Raw genomic sequence first — 26,378 nt, forward strand, 5'->3', positions numbered from 1 at the left:
GAGTGGGAGGCTAGACGCCGACGGCCGCGCGCAACTCGTCTTCGACATCCTGCGCAGCGACGAACAGCAGTTCGTCTCCCCCCTCGAGTGGGTCGTCGGGTTGCGGCACGATGACTCGTTCACCGCGAAGAATCGTCACCAGCGCGACGTCCCGCGGCAACTGCAGCTTGCGCACCGGCTTGCCTGCGAGCGCGGTGGTGTCGGGCAAGGTGATTTCGACGAGGTTCGCACCCCTTCGCAATGTCATCAATCGCACCAGATCGCCCACGGTGACGGCCTCCTCGACCAGCGCCGCGAGCATGCGAGGGGTCGACACCGCCACGTCGACCCCCCACGACTCGTCGAACAGCCATTCGTTGCGGGGGTCGTTGACGCGGGCCACGACGCGCGGCACCCCGAACTCGGTGGTGGCGAGAAGGCTCAGCACGAGGTTGACCTTGTCGTCGCCGGTCGCTGCGATCACCACATCGTAGTTTTCGAGACCGGCAGCCTCGAGCAGACTGAGCTCGCACGCGTCGGCGTGCACCCACTCGGCCTCCGGCACGGCAGCGGGTTCGACGTGGTCGAGTTTGCGCTCGAGCAGCATGACCTCGTGGTTGTTGCGCACGAGTTCGCGGGCGATCGACCGTCCCACGGCTCCCGCGCCTGCGATGGCGACCTTCATCGACGGATCCTCTCGGTTGACGGGGTCATCGTGCTCAGTTGTCTTCCGCCGGAGGGTTCTCGGCCAGTGCGATCGCCTCGGCCGCAGAACCGGAAACGGCAGCGATGTAGACCAGATCGTCTGCCTGGATCACGGTCCTGCGATCCGGCAGCAGGCCGGTGCCGAACCTGATGAGGAACGCGACGCGGGAACCGGTCGCTTCCTCGAGTTCGGTCACGCGCCGACCTACCCAGCCTTCGTGGACGTCGACGCCGGCCACTGCGACCGAGCCGGTCGGATCCCGCCACCGCGTCGCCTCGCTGTCGTGGGTGAGCGCGTGCAGGAACCGGTCCGTGGTCCACGGCACGGTGGCGACGGTGGGGATGCCGAGGCGCTCGTAGGCGGCCGCGCGCTTCGCGTCGTAGATCCGCGCGACCACACGATCGACCCCGAAGATCTCGCGGGCCACACGCGCCGAGATGATGTTCGAGTTGTCACCCGACGACACCGCGGCGAACGCGTCGGCCTGCTCGATGCCGGCCCGGATCAGCACGTCCCGATCGAATCCCATCCCCACGACCGTGTGGCCGGGAAAACCCGGTCCCAGCCGCAGGAATGCGCTCGGGTCCCGGTCGACGACCGCCACCTCGTTGCCGAGTCGCACGAGCGCGGTGGCCACGGACGAACCCACCCGGCCACACCCCATCACCACCACGTACACCGTGGACACTCCGTTTCGTCGATCGTCGAGGAGGCGACCACGGTCGGTGGTCGCCGAACGGAACCGTACCGCCCGGCGGTCGGGCGCGCGGTCGGACTCGGCGAAGCGTCGGTGGCGTGCGGAAACGGACACCGGCGTCCGATGCAGTGTTCCACCAGGCGGACGGCTTAGGCTTTGCAGGTGTCCAAGCTTTCCACCGCCACGAAACGGCTCCTGCTGGGTCGCCCGTTCCGCAGCGATACTCTCGGGCACGATCTGCTGCCCAAGCGGATAGCCCTGCCCGTATTCGCCTCCGACGCATTGTCCTCGGTGGCATACGCGCCGGAGGAGATCTTCCTCGTCCTGTCCATCGCCGGCTTGTCCGCATACGCGTTCTCGCCGTGGATCGGCCTCGCAGTCGCCGCCGTTCTCGTGATCGTCGTGGCGAGTTACCGGCAGAATGTGCGCGCCTACCCCTCGGGCGGCGGCGACTACGAGATCGCGACGAAAAATCTCGGGGCCACCGCAGGTCTGACGGTCGGCAGCGCCCTCATGGTCGACTACGTGCTCACCGTCGCGGTGTCGTTGTCGTCGGCCGCGGCGAACATCGGTTCGGCGGTGCCCTTCGTCGCGCAGCACAAGGTGCTCTTCGCTATCGCCGCCATCGCGATACTCGCCGCGGTGAACCTGCGGGGGCTACGGGAGGCGGGCAAGGCCATTGCCTTCCCGACGTACGCGTTCGTGGCCTGCATGCTCGCGATGCTCGGGTGGGGGCTGGTTCAGATCTTCGTCCTGGGGGAGGACCTGCGAGCGGAATCGGCGGAGTTCGAGCTTGTCGCCGAGCAGACGGACCTCACCGCGATCGCCTTCATCTTCCTTCTCGCGCGGGCCTTCTCGTCGGGCTGCGCGGCACTGACGGGTGTCGAAGCGATCAGCACCGGGGTACCGGCTTTCCGTAAGCCCAGGGCCCGGAACGCCGCGACCACACTGTTCATGCTCGGAGCGATCGCCGTGACGCTGTTCCTCGGGGTGGTGTTCCTCGCCCAGCGTCTGGGCGTGGTGGTGGCCGAGAATCCGGCGACCCAGCTCCGGGGTGCCCCCGAGGGATACGAGCAGAAAACCCTCGTCGCGCAGCTGGCCCAGACGATCTTCAGCGACGTTCCGGCGGCGTTCTTCCTGATGGCGGTCGTGACGGCGGTGATCCTCGTGCTCGCCGCGAACACCGCCTACAACGGGTTCCCCGTGCTCGCCTCGGTACTCGCACAGAATCGGTACCTCCCGCGTCAGCTGCACACCCGCGGCGATCGCCTCGCGTTCAGCAACGGCATTGTGTTCCTGTCCGGTCTGGCCATCGTGTTCGTGTGGGTCTTCGACGCAGAAGTGACCAAGCTCATCCAGCTCTACATCGTCGGCGTGTTCGTCGCCTTCAGTCTCGGACAGGCCGGAATGGTCCGGCACTGGACCCGATTCCTTGCCACCGAGACGGACCCGGCGAGCCGGGGCCGGATGCAGCGTTCACGGTCGGTCAACGTCATCGGCTTCGTGGCGACCACGGCCGTGCTGCTGATCGTGCTCGTCACGAAGTTCACCGCGGGCGCGTGGATCGCGGTCGCGACGATGGTGGTGATCTTCGGTGTGATGAAGGCGATACGTCGTCATTACGACACCATCGCGGCCGAACTCGAAGGTGTGGAGTGGGACGGTGTTCTGCCCAGCCGGACCCACTCGATCGTGCTCGTGTCGACCCTCCACCTGCCGACATTGCGCGCCCTGGCGTACGCGCGGGCGACCCGGCCCGACACTCTCGAAGCGATCACCGTGAACGTCGACGAGGAGGACACCCGCAAGCTGGTCCGGGAATGGGAGCGCAGCGACCTCACCATTCCGCTGAAGGTCGTCGAGTCGCCGTATCGTGAGATCACCAGGCCCGTGCTCGACTACGTCCGGCGTGTCCGGCGTGACTCGCCGCGTGACGTCGTGACGGTGTTCATCCCGGAGTACGTGGTGGGTCACTGGTGGGAGCAGATCCTGCACAACCAGAGTGCGCTACGTCTCAAAAGCCGTCTCCTCTTCCAACCCGGGGTGATGGTCACGAGCGTGCCCTGGCAGCTGCGCTCGTCGGCAGCGGTGGGACGAGAACGGATCGATTCGGCGCCCGGAGCGGTGCGCCGGGGTCTCGACAAGGAGGAACAGCAGTGAGTCGGCAGGAACGACAGGGCACGCGCACGGATTGGTCCGGACGCCGGGTAGAGGTGATCTTGGGTAACCCCGCGCACGGCGGTTTCTGCGTCGCCCGGTTCGAAGGCCGGGTGATCTTCGTCCGCCACGGCCTTCCGGGGGAGCGGGTGTTCGCGTCGATCACCGAGGACCGCGGCGGCTCGTTCTGTTTCGCCGACGCGGTGGAGATCCTGGAAGCCTCCGAGGATCGGGTCGATCCGCTGTGCCCGGTGTCCGGGCCGGGCGGTGCGGGCTGCTGCGACATGTCACACGCTTCCGTGCCCGCGCAGCGCCGCTTTGCCGCCGCGGTGGTGAGCGAACAGCTGCGGAGACTCGGCGGTGTCGAGCGCGACATCACCGTCGAGGAAATCCCGGGCGGGTCGCCGAACGGCACCTTGTGGCGGACCCGTGTCCGGCTCGCGGTCGACGCCGCGGGCAGCCCCGGGTACCGGCGGTACCACAGCAACGACGTCGTTCCCGAGCTTGCGTGCCCACAGATAGACGCCGCCGCCTACCGGGGTTTGCCGGACCAGGTGTGGCGTCCCGGCGCCGAACTGCAGGTGGTGCTGGATGCGAACGGCGACCGGCACATCGTCGAGATCGCACCTCCCGTGATTTCGGGTACCGGTCACAAGAGCCCCGGCCGCCGCGGCGCCGCCGCGCGCCGGGCTGCGACGAGTGCGCCTCGCGCGGAGAAGGTCGTCGAGGGATCGGGACGACCCGTCGAACGGGTCGGCGATCGCGAGTGGACCGTCGCGGCAACCGGTTTCTGGCAGGCCCATCGAGGGGCGCCGACCACGTACTCGGGGGTCGTCGCGGAGTGGGCGCAGGCGTCGGAGGGAAGCACCGTCTGGGACCTGTACGGCGGAGTCGGTGTCTTCGCCGCCTCGCTAGCCGGACAGGTGGGAAGCCGGGGGAGTGTGATCTCCGTGGAGTCGTCGCGGACCGCTGTGGAGGACGGTACGGCTGCGCTGGCGGACCTGGACCAGATCTCGTTCCGGCACGGACGCGTGGAGCGCCTCGTCGGCGAGCTTCCGGCTCCGGAGGTCGTCGTGCTCGACCCGCCGCGCGCCGGTGCGGGCAAGGAGGTCGTGAGTGCCATCGCGGAGGCGGGGCCCCGCCGGGTCATCCACCTCGGATGCGACCCCGCGGCATTCGGCCGTGACGTGGGCCTGTACCGCGCACAGGGTTTCGAGCTCGCCGAAGTCCGCGCGTTCGCGGCGTTCCCGTCGACTCATCACGTGGAGTGCCTCGCGCTGTTCACCCGGTGAGCAGGGTCTCCTGAGCGGCCGGTGACGCCGCTGGGAGGTTCGTCCGTTTCGTGAAGTATTTGGTTACAGCAAGCAACTATATGTTATAGTTGCATGTCGTAACCAAATACTTTTCTTCGGAGGTTTTCGTGCCGGTTCGGACCGAGACGGCGCACGAACTCGTGGACGCCATCTTTCTGCTGGGTAGAACGATGCGCTCGGCGCTCGCGCACAACGAGACCGCAGTGCTTCCCAACACGCTCGTCGGGGTGCTGATCCTCCTCGCGAGAGCGGGGGAGTGCCGACCCAGCGAACTCGCCGCGGAGATGTGCGTCAGTCAGTCCTCGCTCAGCCGGCAGATCGGTGAACTCGTCGAACGGGGGCTCGTCGAAAGACGCCCGGACCCCGGTGACCGGCGAGCACACACCCTCCGATGTACGCGGAAGGGACTGGACGTTCTCGAGTCGGTCCGCGAACTGCGCACCGAGCGATTGTCCGCCGAACTCGCCGACTGGGATCAGCAGCAGGTCGACGACGCGATCGCAGTTCTCCGCCGGCTCAACGCTTCATTGCTTCCGATAGCTACCGCCACCGCCCAAAGGACTTCTTCATGACCACCACCGACTCCAGGCGCGGCGCTTTTCCGCCAGGTCCTGAGGCAGAGGCCGATGCGCCGATGACGCACCGCGAGATCCTCGTCGTTCTTTCCGGTCTGCTCGCCGCGCTCTTCACCGCGCTGCTGAGCAGCACGATCGTGTCGACGGCGCTGCCCACGATCATCGCCGACCTGAACGGGACCCAGACCCAGTACGCCTGGGTGATCACCACTGCCCTGCTCGCGAACGCGGCATCCACCCCGATCTGGGGCAAGTTCGCCGACCTGTTCAACAAGAAGCTCCTGGTACAGCTGTCGATCCTGGTATTCGTGGTCGGGTCGGTGCTCGCCGGCGTCGCGCACAACGTGCCGATCCTGCTGGCTGCTCGTGTGGTGCAGGGCATCGGCATGGGCGGTCTGACCGCCCTCGTGGTGGCGATCATCGGCAGCATCATCCCGCCCCGAGAGCGCGGTCGCTACTCCGGATACATGGGCGCGGTCATGGCCGTCGCGATGTCGGGCGGTCCCGTCCTCGGCGGCGTCATCGTCGACACCCTCGGCTGGCGCTGGTGCTTCTACGTCTGTGTACCGATCGCCGTCGTGGCCCTCGTCCTGCTCCAGCGCACCCTGCACATCGAGACCGTGCGCAAGCAGAACGTCAACATCGACTGGCTCGGTGCGACCCTCATCACCGCTGCGGTGAGCGTGCTGCTCGTCTGGGTGTCCTTCGCCGGGAAGGCCGGCTACTACGAGTGGATCTCCGCCGAATCGGCGCTCTACGTCGGCGTGGGATTGGCGCTGCTCATCGCGACGATCATCGTCGAGACGAAGGTTGCCGACCCGATCATCCCGCCGAAGATCGTCTCCGAGCGCACCACGGCGCTCGCGATCATCGCGTCCATCGCCGTCGGTGTCGGCCTGTTCGGCGCCACCACGTTCCTCGGTCAGTACTTCCAGACCGCACGCGGATACAGCCCCACCGAGGCGGGTCTGCTCACCATTCCGATGGTGGCGGGAACCCTGGTCTCCTCGATGCTGTCCGGTCAGCTCATCACGCGTTTCGGTAAGTGGAAGGGCTTCCTCATCGGGGGTGCGGTCCTGCAACTCGTCGGCTTCGCGCTGCTCGGGACCATCGACCACACCACGTCGCTGCTCGCCATCAGCGGATACATCGCGATCGTGGGTCTCGGCACCGGCATGCTGATGCAGAACCTCGTGCTCGCCGTCCAGAACACCGTCAGCGTGCGCAACATCGGGGCGGCCAGTAGCTCCGTCGCGTTCTTCCGCACCTTCGGTGGCGCGATCGGCGTCTCCGTCCTGGGCTCGATCCTGGCGTCGCGAGTCGCCACGATCTCGGCCGAAGGATTCGCGAAGCTCGGCATCGATGCCGGGGCCGGCGGCGGAGGCAGCCTCGACCTGAGTGTGCTGCCCGCGCCCGTCGTCGAGATCGTGCAGCACGCCTACGGTGACGCCACCGGCACGCTCTTCCTCGTGGCCGCAGGCTTCGCAGTGATCACGTTGCTCGCAGTCGCTGTCATCCCCAACCGGGAACTGCGCACCACCATCGACCTCGTCGAGGAGCCGACCGGTGACGAGCGCACCAAGGACACGACCGACGTGTGACGCACGTTGCGGACGGGGCCCGATGTCGTGTGCATCACGACATCGGGCCCCGTCTCTGCGGAGTGCGCTCACCCCCTTGTTGCAATCGCTCCGTAGACTGGTGATCACTTGCTCGCGCGGCCACGCGCGAATCCCGAGCCGGAGGGAGTTTCTCCAGGTGGGTGTCTTGTCCCGCATACAGTCCCCCGACGATCTTCGTCGGTTGACCCCCACCGAGATCACGCAGCTCGCCGGGGAAATCCGCAATTTTCTGGTCGAGAAGGTGGCTGCGACCGGGGGACACCTCGGGCCCAATCTCGGCGTCGTGGAACTGACCATCGCGTTGCATCGGGTCTTCGACTCGCCGCGCGACCCGATCCTCTTCGACACGGGCCACCAGGCCTACGTCCACAAGATCCTCACCGGACGCAGAGATCGGTTCGACACCCTGCGCCAGCGCGGGGGGTTGTCCGGATACCCGTCCCGGTCCGAGAGCGAGCACGACTGGATCGAGTCGTCTCATGCGTCGGCGGCGCTGTCGTACGCCGACGGCCTCGCCAAAGCTTTCGCGCTGACCGAGGAACCCGACCGCACGGTCGTCGCGGTCGTCGGCGACGGAGCGCTCACCGGCGGAATGTGCTGGGAAGCGCTGAACAACATCGCCGCCGGTGCCGACCGATCGCTGGTGATCGTCGTCAACGACAACGGTCGTTCCTACGCACCGACGATCGGCGGACTCGCCGACCATCTCGCGGTGCTGCGCCTCAAGCCCGGATACGAACGTGCCCTCGACAACAGCCGCCGGATCGTCAAGCGGCTTCCGGTGGTCGGTCCCACGGCGTACTCGGTGCTCCACGGCATGAAGGCCGGCGTCAAAGACGCGGTCAGCCCGCAGGTGCTGTTCACCGATCTCGGGATCAAGTACCTCGGACCGGTCGACGGCCACGACGAGCCGGCCATGGAGGCGGCTCTGCGTCGCGCCAAGGCCTACGGCGGCCCCGTGATCGTCCATGCCGTGACCCGCAAGGGTGCCGGATACGCACCGGCCGAGAATCATCTGGCCGATCTGATGCACGCGACCGGAATCATGGACCCGCGCACCGGTGTGGCCACATCGTCGTCGTCCTCACCCGACTGGACGTCGGTGTTCTCCGAGGAACTCATCGCCCAGGCGGAAGGACGCAACGAGGTCGTCGCCATCACCGCGGCGATGCCCGGCCCGACCGGACTCTCGAAATTCGCCGAGCGGTTCCCCGACCGCACCTTCGACGTCGGTATCGCCGAGCAACACGCCGTGACGTCCGCCGCCGGCCTCGCGCTCGGTGGCCTGCATCCCGTCGTCGCGGTGTATTCGACGTTCCTCAACCGCGCCTTCGACCAGTTGCTCATGGATGTCGCGTTGCTGAAGCAGCCCGTCACGATGGTGCTCGACCGAGCGGGCGTGACCGGCTCGGACGGCGCGAGCCACAACGGGATGTGGGACTTCTCCCTCCTGGGCATCGTCCCCGGCATTCGCGTGGCTGCGCCGCGCGACGCGGCGACCTTGAGAGAAGAGCTTGCCGAAGCACTCGACGTCTCCGACGGCCCCACCGTGCTGCGCTTTCCGAAAGGCTCGGTCGGGAAAGACATCCCGGCCGTCGAACGCATCGACGGAATCGTCGACGTGCTGCGGATGCCCGAGGAACGCTCCGGCGACGTGCTCGTCGTCGCGGTGGGTGCATTCGTGCGACTCGCACTCGACGCCGCCGAGGTTCTCGCGGAGCAGGGGATCAGCGTCGCGGTCGTCGATCCGCGGTGGGTGCTCCCGGTCCCCGAATCGATCACCGAACTGGCGCGCGCATTCCGGCTCGTCGTGACGATCGAGGACAGCGGTACACACGGCGGTGTGGGGTCGGCGGTGGCCGCTGCGCTCCGCGACCGCGACATCGACGTACCCCTGCGCGCCCTCGGGGTGCCGCAGCGGTTCCTCGATCACGCGTCGCGCTCCGAGATCCATCAGGAACTCGGGCTCACCGTCGAGGACGTCGTGCGCCGTGTGACGGGATGGGCTGCCACCCCGCACACCGTCGCGTCTCCCAAGGCGGCCGCACACGGCACTGCGTCGGCCGGAAACGGCAACGGTGTTGCCCCGAAGAAGGGCACGGAAGCGGAACTCGAGCGGGAGGTCGGCTGATCCCCCCGGGGATCAGGTCTGCATGTCCTCGAGTTCCATTCCCTTGGTCTCCCGAATCTTCGACTTGACGAAGAAGAACGACAGCAACGCGAAGAACGCGAACAATCCGTAGAGGAACCACAGGCCCACAGCCGATGTCAACGGCGGGAAGGCCAGGGTCACGGTGAAATTCGCGATCCAGTTCGCGGCCGTACTGATACCGAGCGCGACAGCCCGCATTCGGTTCGGGAACATCTCGCCCAGCATGACCCACATGATGGGTCCCCAGGTGGCGGCGAAGAAGATGACGAACGCGTTCGCGCCGACGAGTGCCACGGCACCCCACGGTGCCGGCAGCGACACGTCGTCGCCTCCGCCCTCGGCTTGGGAGAACGCGATCGCGGCCAGCAACAGGCTGACGAACATCCCGAGGGAACCGGTCATCAGCAGCGGTCGCCGGCCGATCTTGTCCACGAACAGGATCGCCACGAAGGTCATCACCACGTTGATCAGGGCGGTGATCACCGAGGTCGTGAACGACTCGTTCTCGGTGAATCCCACCGACTGCCACAGTGTCGTCGAGTAGTAGAAGATCGCGTTGATGCCGACGAACTGCTGGAAGATCGCCATCGTGATGCCGACCCAGACGATCGATTGCAACCCGAAGACCGGGCCTCGGATATCTCCGAACGACGCCTTCGTATCGCGCCGCAGTGTCAGCCGGATCTCGCGTACCCGTTCTTCCGGTTCCAGTTCACCGGTCACGTTGGCGAGGACCTCGGCGGCTTCCTCGTCGAGATCCTGCCCCACCAGGTATCGCGGCGACTCGGGGATCAGCACCGCGAGTATGCCGTAGACCGCAGCGGGGACGACTCCGACGAGGAACATCCATCGCCAGGCCTCGAGTCCCCACCACAGGTCGTTCGACGCACCGCCTGCGGCGTTCTGCAACACCGCGTCGGACAGCAGAGCCGCGAAGATGCCGAGGGTGATGGCGAGTTGCTGCAGCGAGGCGAGACCGCCGCGGTACCGGGCCGGTGCGATCTCGGAGATGTAGGTCGGCGCGATGACCGACGCGATGCCGATGCCCAGTCCGCCCAGAACCCGCCAGAGCATGAGGTCGGGGACGCTGAACGCGAGGCCGGAACCGGTCGACGAGACCAGGAACAGGATCGAGCCGAGCACCATGACTCGCTTGCGGCCCCAGCGATCGGCGAGCCTGCCCGCGAACCAGGCACCTACCGCGCAGCCGAGCAGCGCGATCGCGACCGCGAACCCGGTGACGAACGAACTGAGCGCGAAATTCTGCTCGATCGAGTCCACAGCGCCGTTGATGACGGAGCTGTCGAACCCGAACAGGAATCCGCCCACTGCAGCGGCGACGGTAACCGCGATGACCTTGGCAGCGTGTGCGGACGACGGTTGCGTCATGAAAGCTCCTGCTGACGTCGTGCACCACCCGGGGGCGCTGCTCGGTCGGAAAGCTACGGCAATTGCTCATCGGGGACACTACGCCGCGGCAGGTTGCGGGGGACGATCTTCACACGAAGAAAGGCGTGCCGCCCCAGGGGGGCGACACGCCTTCTTTTCAGGTGCGCCGAGCGCAACCGGTGCTACGCGACGTCGGCGACGCCCGGGGCCAGGAAACGCTTGCCGTTGACGGCCTCCGACGTTCCGGTGCGATCCAGGTACGGCGTGATGCCGCCGTTCCAGAACGCGAAGCCGCCGCCGAGGATCAGGCACAGGTCGATGTCCTCGGGTGCTGCGACGACACCTTCGTCGAGCATGATCGCGATCTCCTCTGCGAATGCCCGGCGGGTGCGCTCGAGCACCTCCTCCGCGGTGGACGGGGAGTCACCCTGAGGCCACAGTGCGGCGACCTCGGGATCGACGACCTGCTGCCCGTCGGCGTACGACCACACGCCGGGCTTACGGGCTTCCACCAGCGCCTCGAGGCCGGGCGACGACACGAAGCGGTCGGGGTACGCGGCCTGCAGGGTCTCCCCGGTGTGCAGGGCGACGGCGGGCCCGACCAGCGCGAGCAACGTGAACGGCGACATCGGCATGCCGAGCGCGCCGACGGCGTTGTCCGCCACCTCGAACGGGGTGCCTTCGTCCACAGCGGTCATGACCTCACCGAGGGTGCGGGTGACCAGGCGGTTGAAGACGAAGCCGGGCTTGTCGCCGCACAGCACGGCGGACTTCTTCAGGGACTTGGCCGTCGCGAATGCCGTTGCCAGCGTGGCGTCGTCGGTCTTCTCGCCCCGGATGACCTCGAGCAGCGGCAGCACGGCGACCGGGTTGAAGAAGTGGAATCCCACGACCCGCTCGGGATGCTGAAGGCCCGAGGCCATTTCGGTGATCGACAGCGACGAGGTGTTCGTGGCGAGGATCGTCTCGGGCGTGACGTGCTGCTCGAGCTCGCCGAACACCTGCTTCTTGACGTCCATGTTCTCGAACACGGCTTCGATCACGAAGTCGGTCTTCGCGAACGCGGCCTTGTCGAGCGAACCGGTGACGAGCGCCTTGAGGCGGTTCGCGGCGTCGGGCGACAACCGGCCCTTGCCCTGCAGCTTGTCGATCTCGGTGTGGACGTAGCCGACACCCTTGTCGATGCGATCCTGGTCGATGTCGGTCAGGATCACCGGCACCTTGAGCTGACGGACGAACAGCAACGCGAGCTGGCTGGCCATCAGGCCCGCGCCCACGATGCCGACGCCGCTGATCTTGCGGGCGAGGGACTTGTCCGGAGCGCCGGCGGGGCGCTTGGCGCGCTTGTTGACCAGATCGAATGCGTACAGACCCGCACGCAGTTCGTCGGACATCAGCAGGTCGGCGAGCGCCTCGGTCTCGGCGTCGAAGCCCTTGCTCAGCGACTCGGGATCGGAGATGTCGGTGGTGCGGGCGAGTTCGAGGAGCTCGATCGCACGCTCGGCGGCGGGGGAGAAGCCGCGGGTCTTTCCGGCGACGAGGGCCTTGGCGCGTGCCATGGCGGCATCCCAGCCGGCCCCGCGGTCGATCTCCGGACGCGCCGGCACGATCTCGCCCGCGAGCACCTTCGACGCCCACGCGAGCGACTGCTCGAGGAAATCGGCCGATGCCAGCACGACGTCGGCGTAACCGAGCGCCTCGGCCTGCTTGGCCTTGATGGTGCGGCCGTTGTTCAGCGGATTCTCGAGAATCAGGGTGACCGCGTTGTCGGGGCCGACGATGTTCGGGAGAAGCTGTGTGCCACCCCAACCAGGGACCAGGCCGAGCATCGTCTCGGGCAGGCCGAGCGCCGGAACGTTGTCGGCGACCGTGCGGTAGTGCGTGTGCAGTCCGACCTCGAGTCCGCCGCCGAGCGCCAGACCGTTGACGAAGGCGAAGGTCGGGATCGACGTGTCGCGCAGACGGCGGAACACGTTGTGTCCCAGGGTTCCGAGCTCCACGCCCTGTTCACGGCGCGTGACGGCGGGAACGCCCTTGAGATCGGCGCCCGCTGCGAAGATGAACGGCTTGCCGGTGACGGCGATCGCGGCCGGGTTGGCGGCGAACGCCTCGTCCAGCGCCTTGTCGAAGGCGAGCAGTCCCGCGGGACCGAACGAGTTCGGCTTGGTGTGGTCGAAGCCGTTGTCCAGCGTGATCAGGGCTACCGGGCCCTCGATGCCGGGGACGGAAAGCAGCTTGGTGTACGCGTGGGTGACGACCTCGTCGGCGAACGCGGACGCGATCCCCGTCGCGTCGGTCGCCCCGTGTGCGGTGTCCGATGTCATGGTTATGCGGCTCCGGATTCGTAATCGGCGTGGTTCGGGTTCTCCCAGATCACGGTGCCGCCCATGCCGAGACCGATGCACATGGTCGTCAGGCCGTAGCGGACCTCGGGATGCTGCGCGAACTGGTGCGACAGCTGGGTCATCAGGCGGACGCCCGACGAGGCGAGCGGGTGGCCGCACGCGATCGCACCGCCCCACTGGTTGACGCGCGGGTCGTCGTCGTCGATGCCGAAGTGCTCGAGGAACGCGAGCACCTGCACGGCGAACGCCTCGTTGATCTCGAACAGACCGATGTCCTCGATGCTCAGGCCGGTGCGGGCGAGCAGCTTCTCGGTCGCCGGGACGGGGCCGATGCCCATGACCGCGGGATCGACGCCCTGGAAGGAGAAGCCGACCATGCGCATGCCGACGGGCAGACCGAGCTCACGCGCGGTGTCCTCGCCCGCGAGAATTGCGGCCGTCGCGCCGTCGTTGAGACCCGCTGCGTTGCCCGCGGTGATACGGCCGGCGGGGCGGAACGGCGTCTTGAGCTTTGCGAGATCTTCGATCGTGGTGCCCGGGCGGGGCGGCTCGTCCTCGGTGGCAAGGCCCCAGCCGGTGGCGGAGCGGGTCGCGACGGGAACCAGCGTGTCGGCGATCCAGCCGGCCTTCTTGGCGGCGTCGTACTTGTTCTGGCTGTTGACCGCGTAGGCGTCGGTGCGGTCCTTGGTGATGCTCGGGAACCGGTCGTGCAGGTTCTCGGCGGTGTTGCCCATGACGAGCGCGCTCGGATCGACCAGCTTGTCGGCGAGGAAACGCGGGTTGGGGTCGGCGCCCTCACCCATCGGGTGGCGGCCCATGTGCTCGACACCACCGGCGATGACGACGTCGTACTGACCGAAGCCGATCCCTGATGCCGTGGTGGTCACGGCCGTCATGGCGCCTGCGCACATGCGGTCGATGGCGAAGCCGGGCACGGTTTCCGGCAGGCCCGCGAGAATCGCGGATGTCCGGCCGATGGTCAGGCCCTGGTCGCCGGTCTGTGTGGTGGCCGCGACTGCGACCTCGTCGACACGGGAGGGGTCGAGCTGCGGATTGCGGCGCAGCAGTTCACGGATCGCCTTCACGACGAGGTCGTCGGCACGGGTCTCGGCGTACATGCCCTTGGGGCCGGCCTTACCGAACGGAGTCCGGATTCCGTCGACGAAGACGACGTTGCGTTGTGTTGAGGTGGTGGGAGCCACGCGGATTCCTCCTGATGGAGCGATTACTCGCCGACACGTGCCGTGGCGAGGAGTGCTCGATCGCCAGACGGCGACCGGCCTCGCGGACAAGCCTACATTGTCATTACCGGTGAGTAACTTAATACCTGCGATTTCGCGCCGGCATGCGGGTCACCCCGGCGCACGCCTGTGAGCAGTGTGTTCTCGCTCCCCGCGGTGCCCGTACACGCCGACTGACGTGGTGCCGCCGGATGCACGCGTCAACCCTCGGCAAGTTAACGGGCATTCCCACCGACCGGCGACACGGGCGCATAGGCATCGCCATCGGGCTCGTTCCTCTTGACACCGCTTGATCTGCGGATACATTGCACTCCATGATGCGACGTCGGCCCGACCCCACGGTGCAGGGCGTGGTAGGTGAGGCAGTGTTCCTACTCAGTTCCCCTCGACGCTTCCTTACGGAGATTGCACTTCCCCCGGTCGGGCGCGGAGTAGCCGAGCACAGCAAGGCCCTCACCGACCCGATTGCTCGTTTCCGGAACACGAGCGCGTACATCTTCCTCGTGGCGTTCGGCAGCGACGAGGAGCGGCGCGCGGTGGTCCGGTTCGTCAACCGTGCTCATGCGCCCGTCCGGGCAGAGGGATACAACGCCTTCGACCCGAAGTTGCAGTTGTGGATCGCGGCGGTCATGTTCCGCGGTGGCCGCGACATCTACGAACGCTTCTTCGGGCCTCTCGACCGTTCGGAGGCCGAGCGGATGTACCGGGAGTTCGCGGTCTACGGCACCGCGCTCCAGGTTCCGGCCGAGTTGTGGCCGGCCGACCTCGCGGCATTCGAGGACTACTGGGACAGCGTCGTCGCAGATCTCGTCGTCGACGACACCGTCCGTGCCTACGCGCACGCACTGCTACGCGGCGGGCACGCGCCGTGGTACATCCGCGCGGGTATGTCACCCGCCCGCTTCCTCACCGTCGGTCTTCTCGATGCCCGCATCCGCGACGCCTACGGCCTCCTCTGGACGGACCCTCAGCAGCGCAGGTTCGACCGCGCCATGCGGGTCGCCGCGCCGCTGTACCGGGCGCTTCCGCTCCGGGTGCGCCACCTTCCCGCGTCGCTCGTCCTGCGCGACGCGCGTCGCCGGTTCGGGGCACGTTCGGCCACGGCGGACGGGGCGCCGGCGTGACCCGTGTGCCCGTCGGGCCGGTAAGCGGCCGTGACGACGAGGGGCGCGCCACCGTCGCCGTAGTGCCTCCCGGGCGCGGGAGCCGCCGTAGCCGGGCCCTCGCGGCCGTCCTCGCCGTGAGCGCCCGGATCCTCGCGGACGTCGTCCCGCTCGGCCCGGTGCCGCTCGGCGGTCTGCGTCTCGGATTGTCGGTCGCCGGTCGCCTCGACCTCGCGCGGGGCACACGCGTCGCGCGCGACCGCACCGGACCGGTCCCCGGCCGATGGGTGGTCCCGCCCGGGACCGGCGACTCGCCGCACGTTCTCTACTACCTGCACGGGGGAGGCTTCGTGATGGGGTCGTCCGCGTCGCACATCGACGTCGCCGCCCGAATCGCCCGTGCCGCAGGAGTCCCCGCATTCCTGCCCGATTACCGTCGCGCACCGGAAGCACCGTTCCCGGCAGCGCCCGACGACGTCCGCGCCGGGTTCGACCACCTCCGGATACGTGGCTACGCTGCCCGCGACATCGTGATCGCCGGAGATTCCGCCGGCGGCCACCTCGCCTACGGACTCGTCGTCGAACTCGACCGGGAAGGCGCAGATCTGCCCGCCGGGGTCGCACTCGTCTCTCCGTGGCTGGACCTGTGGCTCCGCACCGGCTGGGAACGTGAAGCGGCCCGGCGTGATCCGTTCCTGTCGGTGAAGTTCGCAGACCGTGCGCGGCGCGCCTACGCCCCGGACGGCGACCCGGCCGATCCTCGCCTCGATCTGCTTGCCGCGACTCCCGGGTCGCACTGGCCGCCGTTTTTCGTCCAGGGCGGGGAAACCGAAGCGATCACCGGCGACACGCAGGCCCTCGAGGAGGCTCTCGCCGCGGCGGGAGTGCCCCACGAACTGCAGATCTGGCCCGGACAGGTACACGTGTGGCACGCATTCCACCCGCTCGTCCCTGAGGCGGCCGCTGCGGCCCGGCACCTCGGACACTTCGTGCGCGACGCTCTCGCACGAGGAGCAGATCCGTCCTGACCGGTCGCTACTCCGCCGGCGCGAGAGCTTTCGCGAGCCGCGGTGCCGTCAGCGCCCGCTGCCACGGCCGGGCACCTCCGGCCGCGAACTTCTCCTCGATGTAGGCCTCGGCATCCGACCCGGGCGTGACGTCCCAGTCCCAGCACAGGCGCCGAACGAGTTCGGGGCTCACCAGATTCTCGACGGGAACCGACACCTCCTCGCTCAGCGCTGCGAGTTCGGCGCGCGCGGCCGTCAGTCGTGCGGCAGCCTCGGGATGGTGCCGGGCCCACCGGCCCACGGGCGGAGGACCGGTGAACGGCGGGGTGACCGGAGGCAGTTCCGACGTGGGCAGGGCGCGGGCACGATCGATCGCCGACAACCACAGCCGCGACGACCGCCGCTGACGAGGTCCACCGAAGACCGGGAGGGCGCGCAGGTCGGTGAGGGTGGCCGGCGCGGCCTCCGCAGCCGCAATGATCGCCGAATCCGGAAGGATGCGGCCCGGCGCGATATCCCGGTTCGCGGCGATCTCGTCCCGGGTGATCCACAACTCGCGCACGATCGCGAGACGGCGCGGGTCTTTGAGCGTGTGGATCTTCGACGTTCGCCGCCAGCGTTCGGGCTTCGGTGCGGGTGGTCCGGCCAGCCGGATGTGTTCGAACTCCTGCGCGGCCCACTCCGTCTTGTTCTGCCGTTCCAGTTCCTCGGCCATCGCGTCGCGGAGTTCGACGAGGATTTCCACGTCGAGCGCCGCGTAGTTCAGCCAGGAGTCGGGCAGCGGACGCGTCGACCAGTCCGCGGCCCCGTGCCCCTTCCTCAGTTCGAACCCCAGCGTGTCGGCGACGATCGCAGCGAGCCCGACCCGCGGGAACCCGGCGAGCCGGCCCGCCAGTTCGGTGTCGTACAGCACAGCGGGGTGCAGGCCCAGTTCTGCCAGGCCCGGAAGATCCTGGTCGGCCGAATGCAGCACCCACTCGAGGTCGTTGATCACTTCCGCGAGCGGCGCGAGGTCGGCTGCCGTGGGGATCGGGTCGAGAAGCACGGTGCCGGCGCCGTTGCGCCGCAACTGGACGAGATAGGCCCGGGCGGAGTAGCGGTAGCCGGAGGCCCGTTCCGCGTCGACGGCCAGCGGTCCGTGCCCGCGGGCGAGCAGCGCAGCCGCCTCGGCGACACCCGCGGCGGTGGTGACCACCTCGGGTACGCCCTCCCGCGGCTCGAGGAGCGGCACCGTCGCCGCGGGCGGGTGCTCGTTCGGGGAATCACCGCCAGTGGGAGAGCTGTGCTCGGGCGCTACCGTCTCGTGGTCCTGGCCTGCAGACATGGGCGTGACTCTAGCGGCTGTCCTGGGAAAGCGAGATTGTGCCGCGCGCAGAACGGGCGCTCATCGGCTCACGCCGTCGATGCTCGAGTCCTCGTCGTCCGATGACCGGGCCTGCTCCGCGGCGGCCAGCAACTCGTCGAGCGCCGGCGCCAGACAGTCGGTCAGTACCCACAGGTCCGGGACCAGTTCCGGGCAGGTGATGAGGCCGACGTCGAGTTTGTCTTCGAGCGAGATCACCGTGATGTTGAGTCCGGCTCCGTGGAAGAGCGGGCCGAACGGGTACAGCGCGGTCACGTGCGCTCCGAGGAAGTAGAGCGCCTGCGGGGGACCGGGCACGTTGGAGATGACCAGGTTGTGGATCGCAGGGTGTTTGTCGGCGAGCCGCAATGCGGCGTACGTGCGCATGGCTGCGCCGAACACCGCAGCTCCCATGAACTGCGACCAGTCCTGCAGCATGTTCGCGCCCAGCTCGGCGTTGTGGTCCTTGGCCACCTCGTTCGCGTCGGCGAGTGCGCGCAGGCGCTCGACCGGATCTTCGATGTGGGTGTGCAGGCCCGCGAACATCGCCGACACCTGGTTACGTCCCGGCCGGTGGGACTCCTCGTGGACCGAGACCGGCACCATCCCGACGAGCGGACTGTCGGGGAGTTCGCCCCGGCCTGCGAGGTAACTGCGCAGCGCACTCGCCACGAGGGTCATCACCACGTCGTTGACCTTGACGCCGAACGCGTTCTTCACGGCTTTGACATCCGCGAGTTCGAGTTGGGCGAACGCCACGGCCCGGTGGCCGGTGATCGTCGAGTTGAACGGGGTCCGCGGCGCGGTGAAGGGGGCCGGCATGGCGTCTCCACGGCGCGCTCGTGCCACCCAGGACGCCACCGAGGTCACGGCGGACGGAAGTATCCGGGCCAGGTGCAGGGGACGCAGGGCGACGTTCACCGCGCCGGCGACCGCCATGTAGATCTCGTTTCCGCCGCCGACGCCGGGGGCGATCGTGTCGGGGCGCGGTGCCGCCGGGTCGAGGCTGCACAGCTGAGCGATCATCGCCGCACCCGACACCCCGTCCACGCCTGCGTGGTGCATCTTGAGGATCACCGCGATCGAACCGTCGTCGAGTCCTTCGACCACCCACATCTCCCACAGGGGCTTCGCACGGTCGAGCGGCTGCGCGGCGATGTGGCCGCACAGGTCGGCGAGTTCGGTCCGCGAGCCGGGAGACGGTACCGCGACATGATGCAGGTGACGGTCGAGGTCGAAGTCCTTGTCGTCGACCCAGACCGGATGGTCGAGATTGAAGCGGCTGTCGGCGAGCTTCATGCGGAAGGCGGGGACCGCGTCGAGGCGTGCGTCCAACTCCCGGCGGACGGCCCGATAGTCGTATCCGTCCGGCACCGTGGAGGGATCGAGGACGAGCAACCCGCAGATGTGCAGGTGCTGGCTGGGGGTTTCGAGGTAGAGGAAGCCGGCGTCGAGACCACTGAGGCGCTGCATGCCCCTCAGGCTAGAACTCGACCGTCTCCCGAAGGCCCGAATCGGGCGTATCCGTCAGGACCGCAGTTGCGCTACGCCGGTAGGCGGAAGACCCGCGGCGTATGCGAGGACATCGCAGAAGGCTTCGACGTGCGGGGCGAGCACGTCGGAGCGAGGAGTCCACGACGCGCGAAGCTCGAGTTGATGCGCTCGCGGAGGGCCGGCGATGTCGCCGAACCGCACCGAACTCGTCGCCGTCACGGTTCCGCCGAGCGCGGTCAACGGCTCGCCGTGCGCTTCGAGGGCATCGACCAGCCAGCTCCAGGCCACATCCGGAAGCAGCGAGTCGGCGGCGAGTGAGGCGTCGACGTCGGCCTGGATGTACGCGACGAGCCGAGTGGTGCCGTGCCAGGCTTCGTCACCGTTCGGGTCGTACAGGAGGATGAGGCGGCCGAAGGCATCGCCTTCGGATTCCTCGGGGACACCGTCGGACTCGTCGTGCAGGACCTCGGCGCCCAGCGCGAAACTGTGCGGTGCCAGTCGCTGCGGTGGTCTGATCGGTGCCACTTCGATCTCGCTGCGGACGGTGGCCGCCTTCATCGATTCGACGGCCGCGCGGAAGCGGGCCGGCTCGGGTGAGGTGGTCACGACAGCGGACGTTAGCGCCGGTGACGCAGTGCACGCGGGAGGCGCGCCGGTTCCGGCGGGGCGGGTGAGCGTGGCAGCATGGGCTTCGAACCGGGGTCCGACCGAACCCGACGAGACCGAAGAACGAGGATCGATGACCGGCTTGGAAAACACGAACGTCGCTTCCGCGGTGCCCGCGGAGTACCCGTCGCGCAGAGCGTTGCCGGAGGCTCCGTTGCTGGCTGCGGCCCGGGGGATGCAGCCGTCGCACCGCCCGGTGTGGTTCATGCGCCAGGCGGGGCGTTCGCTGCCGGAATACCGGGAGATCCGCGCGGGCGTCGGCATGCTCGAATCGTGCTTCGACCCCGAACTCGTCTGCGAGATCACGATGCAGCCGGTACGCCGGCACAAGGTCGATGCCGCAATTCTGTTCTCCGACATCGTGGTTCCGCTCAAGGCTGCGGGAATCGATCTCGACATCGTCGCCGGAACCGGGCCGGTTGTCGCCGACCCGGTGCGCACCGCTGCCGATGTCGCCGCCCTTCCGCACCTCGAAGCCGAGGAAGTGGGCGCGGTCGCTCGCGCCGTGACGTTGCTGACCAAGGAACTGGGCACCACTCCGCTGATCGGTTTCGCGGGAGCCCCCTTCACGCTCGCGTCCTACCTGGTCGAAGGTGGCCCGAGCCGCAACCACGAGCGCACCAAGGCGCTCATGCACTCCGATCCGGCAACCTGGCACTCGCTGCTCGGGCGTCTGACCGACATGGCCATCACCTTCCTGCGCGCCCAGCTGGCAGCCGGCGTCGACGCGATCCAGCTGTTCGACTCGTGGGCCGGGGCGCTCCCGTTGTCCGACTACCGCGAATACGTGCTCCCGCACTCCGAGCGCGTGTTCGCAGAACTCGCTGCCGCCCAGGTACCGCGGATCCATTTCGGTGTGGGCACAGGCGAATTGCTCGGCGCGATGGGCGAGGCCGGAGCCGACGTCGTCGGAGTCGACTGGCGCATCCCGCTCGATGTGGCGGCGCAGCGGGTCGGGCCGGGTAAGGCTCTGCAGGGCAACCTCGATCCCGCCATCCTGTTCGCCGGCTGGGACGTCATCGAACGCGAGGTCCGGCGCGTGGTCGCCGAAGCGGACCGCGCACTCGCGGCCGGTGCGACAGGCCACATCTTCAACCTCGGCCACGGTGTGCTGCCCGACACCGATCCCGACATGCTCACCCGCGTCGTCGAGCTGGTGCATTCGTTGTGACCGACCCTGTCGTCGCCGTCGTCGGTGGTGGCATCAGCGGCCTCGTCGCCGCCTACCGCTTGCGCGGCGCACTCGGCCCCGATGCCCGAATCGTCGTACTCGAACGGTCCCCGCGACTCGGCGGCAAACTGCACACCGTGGACCTCGCGAACGGGCCCGTCGACGTGGGCGCGGAAGCCTTCATCGCGCGTCGGCCCGAGGTTCCCGCTCTGCTCGACGAACTGGGCCTGAGCGACCAGATCGTCCATCCGTCGGGCGCGCGGCCACTGCTCTATGCCGGGGGCCGGCTCCGGCCGTTGCCCGCGGGGACGCTCATGGGTATCCCCGCCGACGCCCGTTCCGTCGAAGGACTCGTCGACGACGAGACGCTGCAGCGCATCAGCGACGAACCGGGCGTGCCGCTCAACTGGGATCGGACCGGCGACATGTCGGTTGCCGCGCTCGTCGGCTCGCGTTTCGGCGAGCAGGTCGTCCGCCGCAGTGTCGACCCGCTCCTGGGCGGGGTCTACTCGGGACTGTCCGACACCGCCGGTGTCCGCGCCACTGTCCCGGCGCTCGCCGCCGCACTCGACGCCGGTGCGACGAGCCTGACCGCCGCGGTCGCGGCGGCACTCCCGGCACCGTCGCACACCCCCGTCTTCGGCACTCTGCGCGACGGCTACGGGGTGCTGCTCGCAGCGCTCGAGCGTGCGGCCGCGCCCGAGATCCACCTGGAGACCACCGCGGGCGGGCTGCGCCGCAGCAACGGACGATGGTCGCTCGACCCCGTCGGCGAGGTCGACGGAGTTGTGCTGGCGGTACCCGCCACCGAGGTCGCCGCGCTTCTGGCCGAGGCGGTGCCGACGGCCGCGGACCTTGCGGCAGAGATACCCCTCGCGTCGTCGGTCGTCGTCGCTCTCGCTCTCCCCGGCGGTTCGGCGTTGCCGCAGAACTCCGGGATTCTGGTGGCCACCGGAGAAGAGCTCGCCGCGAAGGCGTTCACCCTGTCGAGCCGGAAGTGGCCACATCTCGCGCAGCGTGACGTCGCGCTCGCCCGGGCGTCGTTCGGGCGCTACGGCGACGACGCGCTGCTCTCCGCCTCCGACGAGCAACTCGTCACCCTCGCCCGCGCCGACCTCGCCGCCGTGACCGGAGTCGAGGACGAGCCGGTGGCTTCCTACGTGCAGCGCTGGCACGGGGGGCTTCCGCAGTATCGGTCCGGGCACAACGATGTCGTCGGCGCGCTCGATGCCGCAGTCGCGGACGTCGACGGACTCGAAATCGCCGGCGCGATGCTGCACGGCGTCGGCGTCCCCGCATGCGTCGCGTCGGGAACCACCGCGGCGGCACGACTCGCCGCACGAATGGCAGGATGAACGGTATGGCACGTCTCGATTACGACAAACTCAATTCCACCCTCCGCTACACCATGTGGTCCGTCTTCCAGGTGCAGCCGGGCGTTCTCGACGACGACCGCGCAGCGGCGATCAAGAACGCGAAGGAGTTCTTCGCCCAGTTCGACGACACCGATGTCACGGTCCGCGGAATCTACAACGTCGCCGGCACCCGCGCGGATGCCGACTTCATGATCTGGTCGCACGCCGAGCGGCTCGAAGACCTCCAGAAGCTCTACGCCGATTTCCGGCGCACCACGGACCTGGGCCGGGCCAGCGCGCCGGTGTGGTCGAATGTTGCCCTGCACCGCCCCGCAGAGTTCAACAAGAGCCACGTGCCGGCGTTCATCGCCGGTGAGGAGCCGGGCGCCTACGTGTGCGTCTACCCGTTCGTCCGCTCCTACGAGTGGTACCTGCTGCCCGACGCCGAGCGCCGGACCATGCTCGCCGATCACGGCAAGGCAGGACGCGGCTACCCCGACGTCCGCGCGAACACCGTGCCTTCGTTCGCACTCGGCGACTACGAGTGGATCCTCGCGTTCGAGGCACCCGAACTCGACCGGATCGTCGATCTCATGCGCGACCTGCGTGCGACCGAAGCCCGGATGCACGTGCGTGAGGAAACTCCCTTCTTCACCGGTCCGCGCGTCGAGGTCGAAGCGCTCATCGAGTCGCTGCCCTGACCGTGACCGGCCCGATCGGTACGGACGGCGGCCCCGCGCTGCCCGGAGCGCGCTTCTCCCAGATGGCGCACTGGGGTATGTACTCCGCGGAGGTGCGTGACGGCGAAGTCGTCGCCGCGCACCCCTACGCGGGGGACGCCGACCCGTCGCCGATCCTGCAGAACATTCCGGGATCGGTGCGGCACCGCTCCCGGATCACGGGTCCCGCGATCCGGCGCGGATGGCTCGAACACGGGCCGGGACCGAGCACCGACCGCGGCAGCGACGAATTCGTCGCCGTCTCCTGGGACGAACTCACCGAGTTGCTCGCCACGGAACTGACGCGAGTAGCGGAGCGTCACGGCAACCGCGCGATCTTCGGTGGATCGTACGGATGGTCGTCGCCCGGACGTTTCCATCACGCACAGAGCCAGGTGCACCGTTTCCTGAAGATGTTCGGTGGATACACCCGCTCGGTGCACAGCTACTCGCTGGGCGCGACCGGCGTGATCATGCCGCGAGTGGTCGGGGCCCACTGGAAACTGTTCGCGCGTTCCACCAACTGGGACGTCATCGCGCGTGAGACCGACCTGCTCGTGTGCTTCGGTGGTGTGCCGCTCAAGAACACCGGCGTCAACGACGGCGGCACCAGCGACCATCCGACGCGCGGCGCCCTCGACCGGATGCGCGCCCGCGGAGGACGCATCGTGTCCATCACCCCGCTGCGCGACGACGTCCACGGCGAGCACGAATGGCTGGCCCCCCGCCCGGGCACCGATGTCGCGATCATGCTGGCGCTCGCCTACGTCCTCGCGCGGGAAGGTCTGGCCGATCGCGAGTTCCTGGACCGCTACTGCACCGGATACGACCGGTTCGAGGCGTACCTGCTCGGCCGCACCGACGGTGTTCCCAAGACACCGGAGTGGGCTGCGGAACTGTCGGGTCTGCCGGCCTCCACCCTCGTCGATCTCGCTCGCCGGATGGCCTCCGGCCGGACGCTGATCTCGGTGACGTGGTCGCTGCAGCGGGTACGACACGGTGAGCAGGCACCGTGGGCCGGTATCACCCTGGCGGCCATGCTGGGTCAGATCGGTATTCCCGGTGGGGGATTCGGCCACGGGTACGGATCGATGAACGAACCCGGCCGCGCGCCCGTGCCCTACCCGCTGCCCACGCTGTTCCAGGGCAACAACGACGTCGAGGACTTCATCCCCGTCGCCGCGATCTCCGATCTTCTGCTGCATCCGGGAGAGCAGTTCGACTACGACGGCCGACGGCTGACATTTCCGGATACCCGTCTCGTCTACTGGGCGGGCGGCAATCCGTTCCATCACCATCAGCATCTCGCCCGCCTGCGCCGCGCATTGACACGGCCGGACACGATCGTCGTCCACGACCCGTACTGGACGCAGATGGCCAAGCACGCGGACATCGTTGTGCCGTCCACCACCGCGCTCGAACGCGACGATCTGTCGTGCACGCGCAACGATCCGCTGCTCGTCGCAATGCAGGCGGCCGCACCCCGTTTCGCCGACGCCCGCGACGACTACGACACCTTCTCCGCCCTCGCGCACCGACTCGGATTCGGTGAGCTGTTCACGGAGGGGCGCACGTCGGCACAGTGGCTCGAGCACCTGTACGGGCAGTGGCGCGGCTACGTCCTCGCCGACGAGCGCCGGCTCGAGGACCCGCCACCGTTCGCGGAATTCTGGCGTCGCGGCCACGTCCGCATGCGCACCGAGGACGACCTCACGCTGTTCGAGGAGTTCCGCGCCGACCCGGAGCACAATCCGCTCCGCACACCGAGCGGGCGCATCGAGATCTTCTCGGCGGACATCGACGGCTTCGGATACGACGACTGCGCGGGCCACCCGACGTGGTACGAACCGGAGGAGTGGCTCGGCGGTGAGCGGGCACAGACGTTCCCACTGCACTTGATCGCGAACCAGCCCAAGAGCAGATTGCACAGCCAGCTCGACCATGGTGCGACCAGTCAGAAGAGCAAGGTCCACGGCCGCGAACCGATCCGGATCCATCCGCAGGACGCGGCCGAGCGCGGAATCACCCCCGGCGACGTGGTGCGCGTGTACAACGACCGGGGTGCGTGCCTGGCCGGTGCGCTGCTCGACGAAGGACTGCGCCGCGGGGTCGTCCAACTCGCGACGGGAGCGTGGTACGACCCGCTCGACCCTGCCGATCCGGAGTCCATGTGCGTGCACGGCAACCCGAATGTTCTCACTCCCGACACGGGCACGTCGTCGCTGGCGCAGGGATGCACGGGTCAGCACGTGCTCGTCGAGATCGAACGGTTCGAGGGGGAGTTGCCGCCCATCCGCGCGTACGACCCGCCGACGATCAGGCCCCGCCGACCGTGACGTGAGGAAACGCGCGGTCTACAACCCGAGCGATTTCTACAACCCGAGTGATTTCTGCACGTTGTGCAGGGTCGCGGCGGATTCGGCCAGTCCGGCCGCTTCGTCTTCCGAGAGCGGCACCTCCAGAACTCTGTCCGCGCCGCCCGCGTCGACGATGGTCGGCAGCGACAGGCACACGTCGCGCATGCCGTGGATCCCGGTCTGCAACGAGGACACGGGCAGCACGCGCCGCTGGTCGCGCAGCACTGCCTCGACGATCCGGGCCGTAGACAGCCCGATCGCGAGGTTCGTCGCACCCTTGCCCTGGATGATCTCGTAGGCGCTGCGCACCACTTCGTGGAAGATGTCTGCGCGGGTCCGGGCATCGAACACGACGCGATCGTCGACCGTGTACGAGTCGATGGGAATGCCACCGACGGACGCTCCCGACCACAGCGCGAGTTCGGAATCGCCGTGCTCGCCGACGACGAACGCGTGGGTGTTCTCGATCGCCACCCCGGCACGCTCGGCGATGAGATAGCGCAGACGACCCGAGTCGAGAACCGTGCCGGACCCGAAGATCCTGCCGTCGTCGACGCCGGTCACCGCGATGGCCGCTGCCGTGACGATATCGACGGGATTGCTGACGAACAGAATCACCGCGTCGGGAGACTCCGCCAGCAACCGGGGCGTGACCGACTGTGTGATCGCGACGTTGGCCGCTGCGAGATCGAGCCGGGACTGACCGGGCTTCTGTTTCGCGCCCGCGGTCACGACAACGAGGTCGGAATTTGCGGTCACGGAAATATCGTCGCTGCCTTCGATGCGGCAGGCCGGAGTGAACTGGGTGCCGTGATTGAGGTCGAGAACCTCGGCGCGCACCCGAGCCGCGTTGGTGTCGAACAACGCGATCGTGTTCGCGGTGCCGCGGAGCAGGCACGCGTATGCCACCGCCGCTCCGACGCTGCCGACGCCGACGATGGACACCTTCGCTGTGCCGATCCGGGGCCCGCTGCGCGTTGTCGCCATG

At 68.2% G+C, this 26,378-nt stretch carries 19 protein-coding genes and 1 pseudogene; 11 read left to right on the plus strand and 9 right to left on the minus strand.

Annotation, left to right across the window (positions count from 1 at the left end; genetic code table 11):
* Positions 1-10: 10 nt before the first annotated feature.
* Positions 11-664, minus strand: coding sequence for a TrkA family potassium uptake protein (locus tag HF877_RS08355; protein ID WP_169620687.1), 654 nt, complete (start codon positions 662-664; stop codon positions 11-13).
* A 34-nt stretch (positions 665-698) separates the two neighbouring features.
* Positions 699-1,364 (minus strand): TrkA family potassium uptake protein, encoded by a 666-nt coding sequence (locus tag HF877_RS08360; protein WP_169620735.1) that lies wholly within the window; start codon positions 1,362-1,364, stop codon positions 699-701.
* Between the two features lie 180 nt (positions 1,365-1,544).
* Between HF877_RS08360 and HF877_RS08365 the strand changes: the two genes are divergently transcribed.
* The 5 genes and pseudogenes from HF877_RS08365 to dxs form a co-directional block, all read left to right on the plus strand.
* Positions 1,545-3,542, plus strand: a complete 1,998-nt coding sequence (locus tag HF877_RS08365) for an APC family permease (RefSeq protein WP_169620688.1) — start codon at positions 1,545-1,547, stop codon at positions 3,540-3,542.
* Positions 3,539-4,831, plus strand: a complete 1,293-nt coding sequence (locus HF877_RS08370) for a TRAM domain-containing protein (protein ID WP_296551153.1) — start codon at positions 3,539-3,541, stop codon at positions 4,829-4,831. Before HF877_RS08365 ends, HF877_RS08370 begins: the two co-directional genes overlap by 4 nt.
* 128 nt (positions 4,832-4,959) lie before the next feature.
* Positions 4,960-5,424, plus strand: a complete 465-nt coding sequence (locus HF877_RS08375) for a MarR family transcriptional regulator (RefSeq protein WP_169620689.1) — start codon at positions 4,960-4,962, stop codon at positions 5,422-5,424.
* Positions 5,425-5,486: 62 nt separating this feature from the next.
* Complete coding sequence (locus tag HF877_RS08380; RefSeq protein ID WP_169620737.1) at positions 5,487-7,028, plus strand: MDR family MFS transporter; 1,542 nt, start codon at positions 5,487-5,489, stop codon at positions 7,026-7,028.
* Between the two features lie 157 nt (positions 7,029-7,185).
* A pseudogene (gene dxs, locus HF877_RS08385) lies at positions 7,186-9,060 on the plus strand (1-deoxy-D-xylulose-5-phosphate synthase); the annotation flags it as partial.
* A gap of 132 nt (positions 9,061-9,192) precedes the next feature.
* On the opposite strand, the gene HF877_RS08390 reads toward dxs, so the two are convergent.
* The 3 genes from HF877_RS08390 to HF877_RS08400 form a co-directional block, all read right to left on the minus strand.
* On the minus strand, positions 9,193-10,590 hold the full coding sequence (locus tag HF877_RS08390; RefSeq protein WP_169620691.1) for a sugar porter family MFS transporter: 1,398 nt from the start codon (positions 10,588-10,590) through the stop codon (positions 9,193-9,195).
* Positions 10,591-10,772: 182 nt separating this feature from the next.
* A complete protein-coding gene (locus tag HF877_RS08395) occupies positions 10,773-12,914 on the minus strand; it encodes a 3-hydroxyacyl-CoA dehydrogenase NAD-binding domain-containing protein (RefSeq protein ID WP_169620692.1) in 2,142 nt (713 codons plus the stop codon).
* A 2-nt stretch (positions 12,915-12,916) separates the two neighbouring features.
* Positions 12,917-14,137, minus strand: a complete 1,221-nt coding sequence (locus HF877_RS08400) for a thiolase family protein (protein WP_169620693.1) — start codon at positions 14,135-14,137, stop codon at positions 12,917-12,919.
* 353 nt (positions 14,138-14,490) lie between these two features.
* Between HF877_RS08400 and HF877_RS08405 the strand changes: the two genes are divergently transcribed.
* Both HF877_RS08405 and HF877_RS08410 read left to right on the plus strand, forming a co-directional pair.
* Positions 14,491-15,300: an oxygenase MpaB family protein gene (locus HF877_RS08405; protein ID WP_240952124.1), complete on the plus strand. Its 810-nt coding sequence runs from the start codon at positions 14,491-14,493 to the stop codon at positions 15,298-15,300.
* Positions 15,297-16,307 (plus strand): alpha/beta hydrolase, encoded by a 1,011-nt coding sequence (locus HF877_RS08410; RefSeq protein ID WP_169620694.1) that lies wholly within the window; start codon positions 15,297-15,299, stop codon positions 16,305-16,307. The genes HF877_RS08405 and HF877_RS08410 overlap by 4 nt, the downstream gene beginning before the upstream one ends.
* 7 nt (positions 16,308-16,314) lie before the next feature.
* Here the strand turns inward: HF877_RS08410 and HF877_RS08415 are convergent, their stop codons facing one another.
* From HF877_RS08415 to HF877_RS08425, 3 genes are read right to left on the minus strand one after another with little or no spacing between them, the layout of a single operon-like run.
* On the minus strand, positions 16,315-17,610 hold the full coding sequence (locus HF877_RS08415) for a ribonuclease D (RefSeq protein WP_169620695.1): 1,296 nt from the start codon (positions 17,608-17,610) through the stop codon (positions 16,315-16,317).
* A 60-nt stretch (positions 17,611-17,670) separates the two neighbouring features.
* Positions 17,671-19,101 carry a wax ester/triacylglycerol synthase family O-acyltransferase gene (locus tag HF877_RS08420; protein ID WP_169620696.1) on the minus strand — a complete coding sequence of 477 codons (1,431 nt, stop codon included), beginning with the start codon at positions 19,099-19,101 and terminating at the stop codon, positions 17,671-17,673.
* Positions 19,102-19,155: 54 nt separating this feature from the next.
* Positions 19,156-19,728 carry a DUF3000 domain-containing protein gene (locus tag HF877_RS08425; protein ID WP_169620697.1) on the minus strand — a complete coding sequence of 191 codons (573 nt, stop codon included), beginning with the start codon at positions 19,726-19,728 and terminating at the stop codon, positions 19,156-19,158.
* A 133-nt stretch (positions 19,729-19,861) separates the two neighbouring features.
* On the opposite strand from HF877_RS08425, the gene hemE reads away from it, so the two are divergent.
* The 4 genes from hemE (at position 19,862) to HF877_RS08445 (ending at position 25,369) form a co-directional block, all read left to right on the plus strand.
* On the plus strand, positions 19,862-20,959 hold the full coding sequence (gene hemE / locus HF877_RS08430) for a uroporphyrinogen decarboxylase (protein ID WP_169620698.1): 1,098 nt from the start codon (positions 19,862-19,864) through the stop codon (positions 20,957-20,959).
* Complete coding sequence (locus HF877_RS08435; RefSeq protein WP_169620699.1) at positions 20,956-22,314, plus strand: protoporphyrinogen oxidase; 1,359 nt, start codon at positions 20,956-20,958, stop codon at positions 22,312-22,314. Before hemE ends, HF877_RS08435 begins: the two co-directional genes overlap by 4 nt.
* Positions 22,315-22,319: 5 nt before the next feature.
* Complete coding sequence (hemQ, locus tag HF877_RS08440) at positions 22,320-23,015, plus strand: hydrogen peroxide-dependent heme synthase (RefSeq protein ID WP_169620700.1); 696 nt, start codon at positions 22,320-22,322, stop codon at positions 23,013-23,015.
* A gap of 62 nt (positions 23,016-23,077) precedes the next feature.
* Complete coding sequence (locus tag HF877_RS08445; RefSeq protein ID WP_169620739.1) at positions 23,078-25,369, plus strand: molybdopterin-dependent oxidoreductase; 2,292 nt, start codon at positions 23,078-23,080, stop codon at positions 25,367-25,369.
* A gap of 36 nt (positions 25,370-25,405) precedes the next feature.
* Here the strand turns inward: HF877_RS08445 and HF877_RS08450 are convergent, their stop codons facing one another.
* The gene (locus HF877_RS08450; RefSeq protein ID WP_169620701.1) at positions 25,406-26,377 is read right to left on the minus strand and encodes an L-lactate dehydrogenase; all 972 of its coding nucleotides are present in this window, start codon (positions 26,375-26,377) and stop codon (positions 25,406-25,408) included.
* Between the last annotated feature and the right edge of the window lies 1 nt (position 26,378).

The organism is Rhodococcus sp. BL-253-APC-6A1W (assembly GCF_012843405.1).
Classification (GTDB): domain Bacteria; phylum Actinomycetota; class Actinomycetes; order Mycobacteriales; family Mycobacteriaceae; genus Rhodococcus.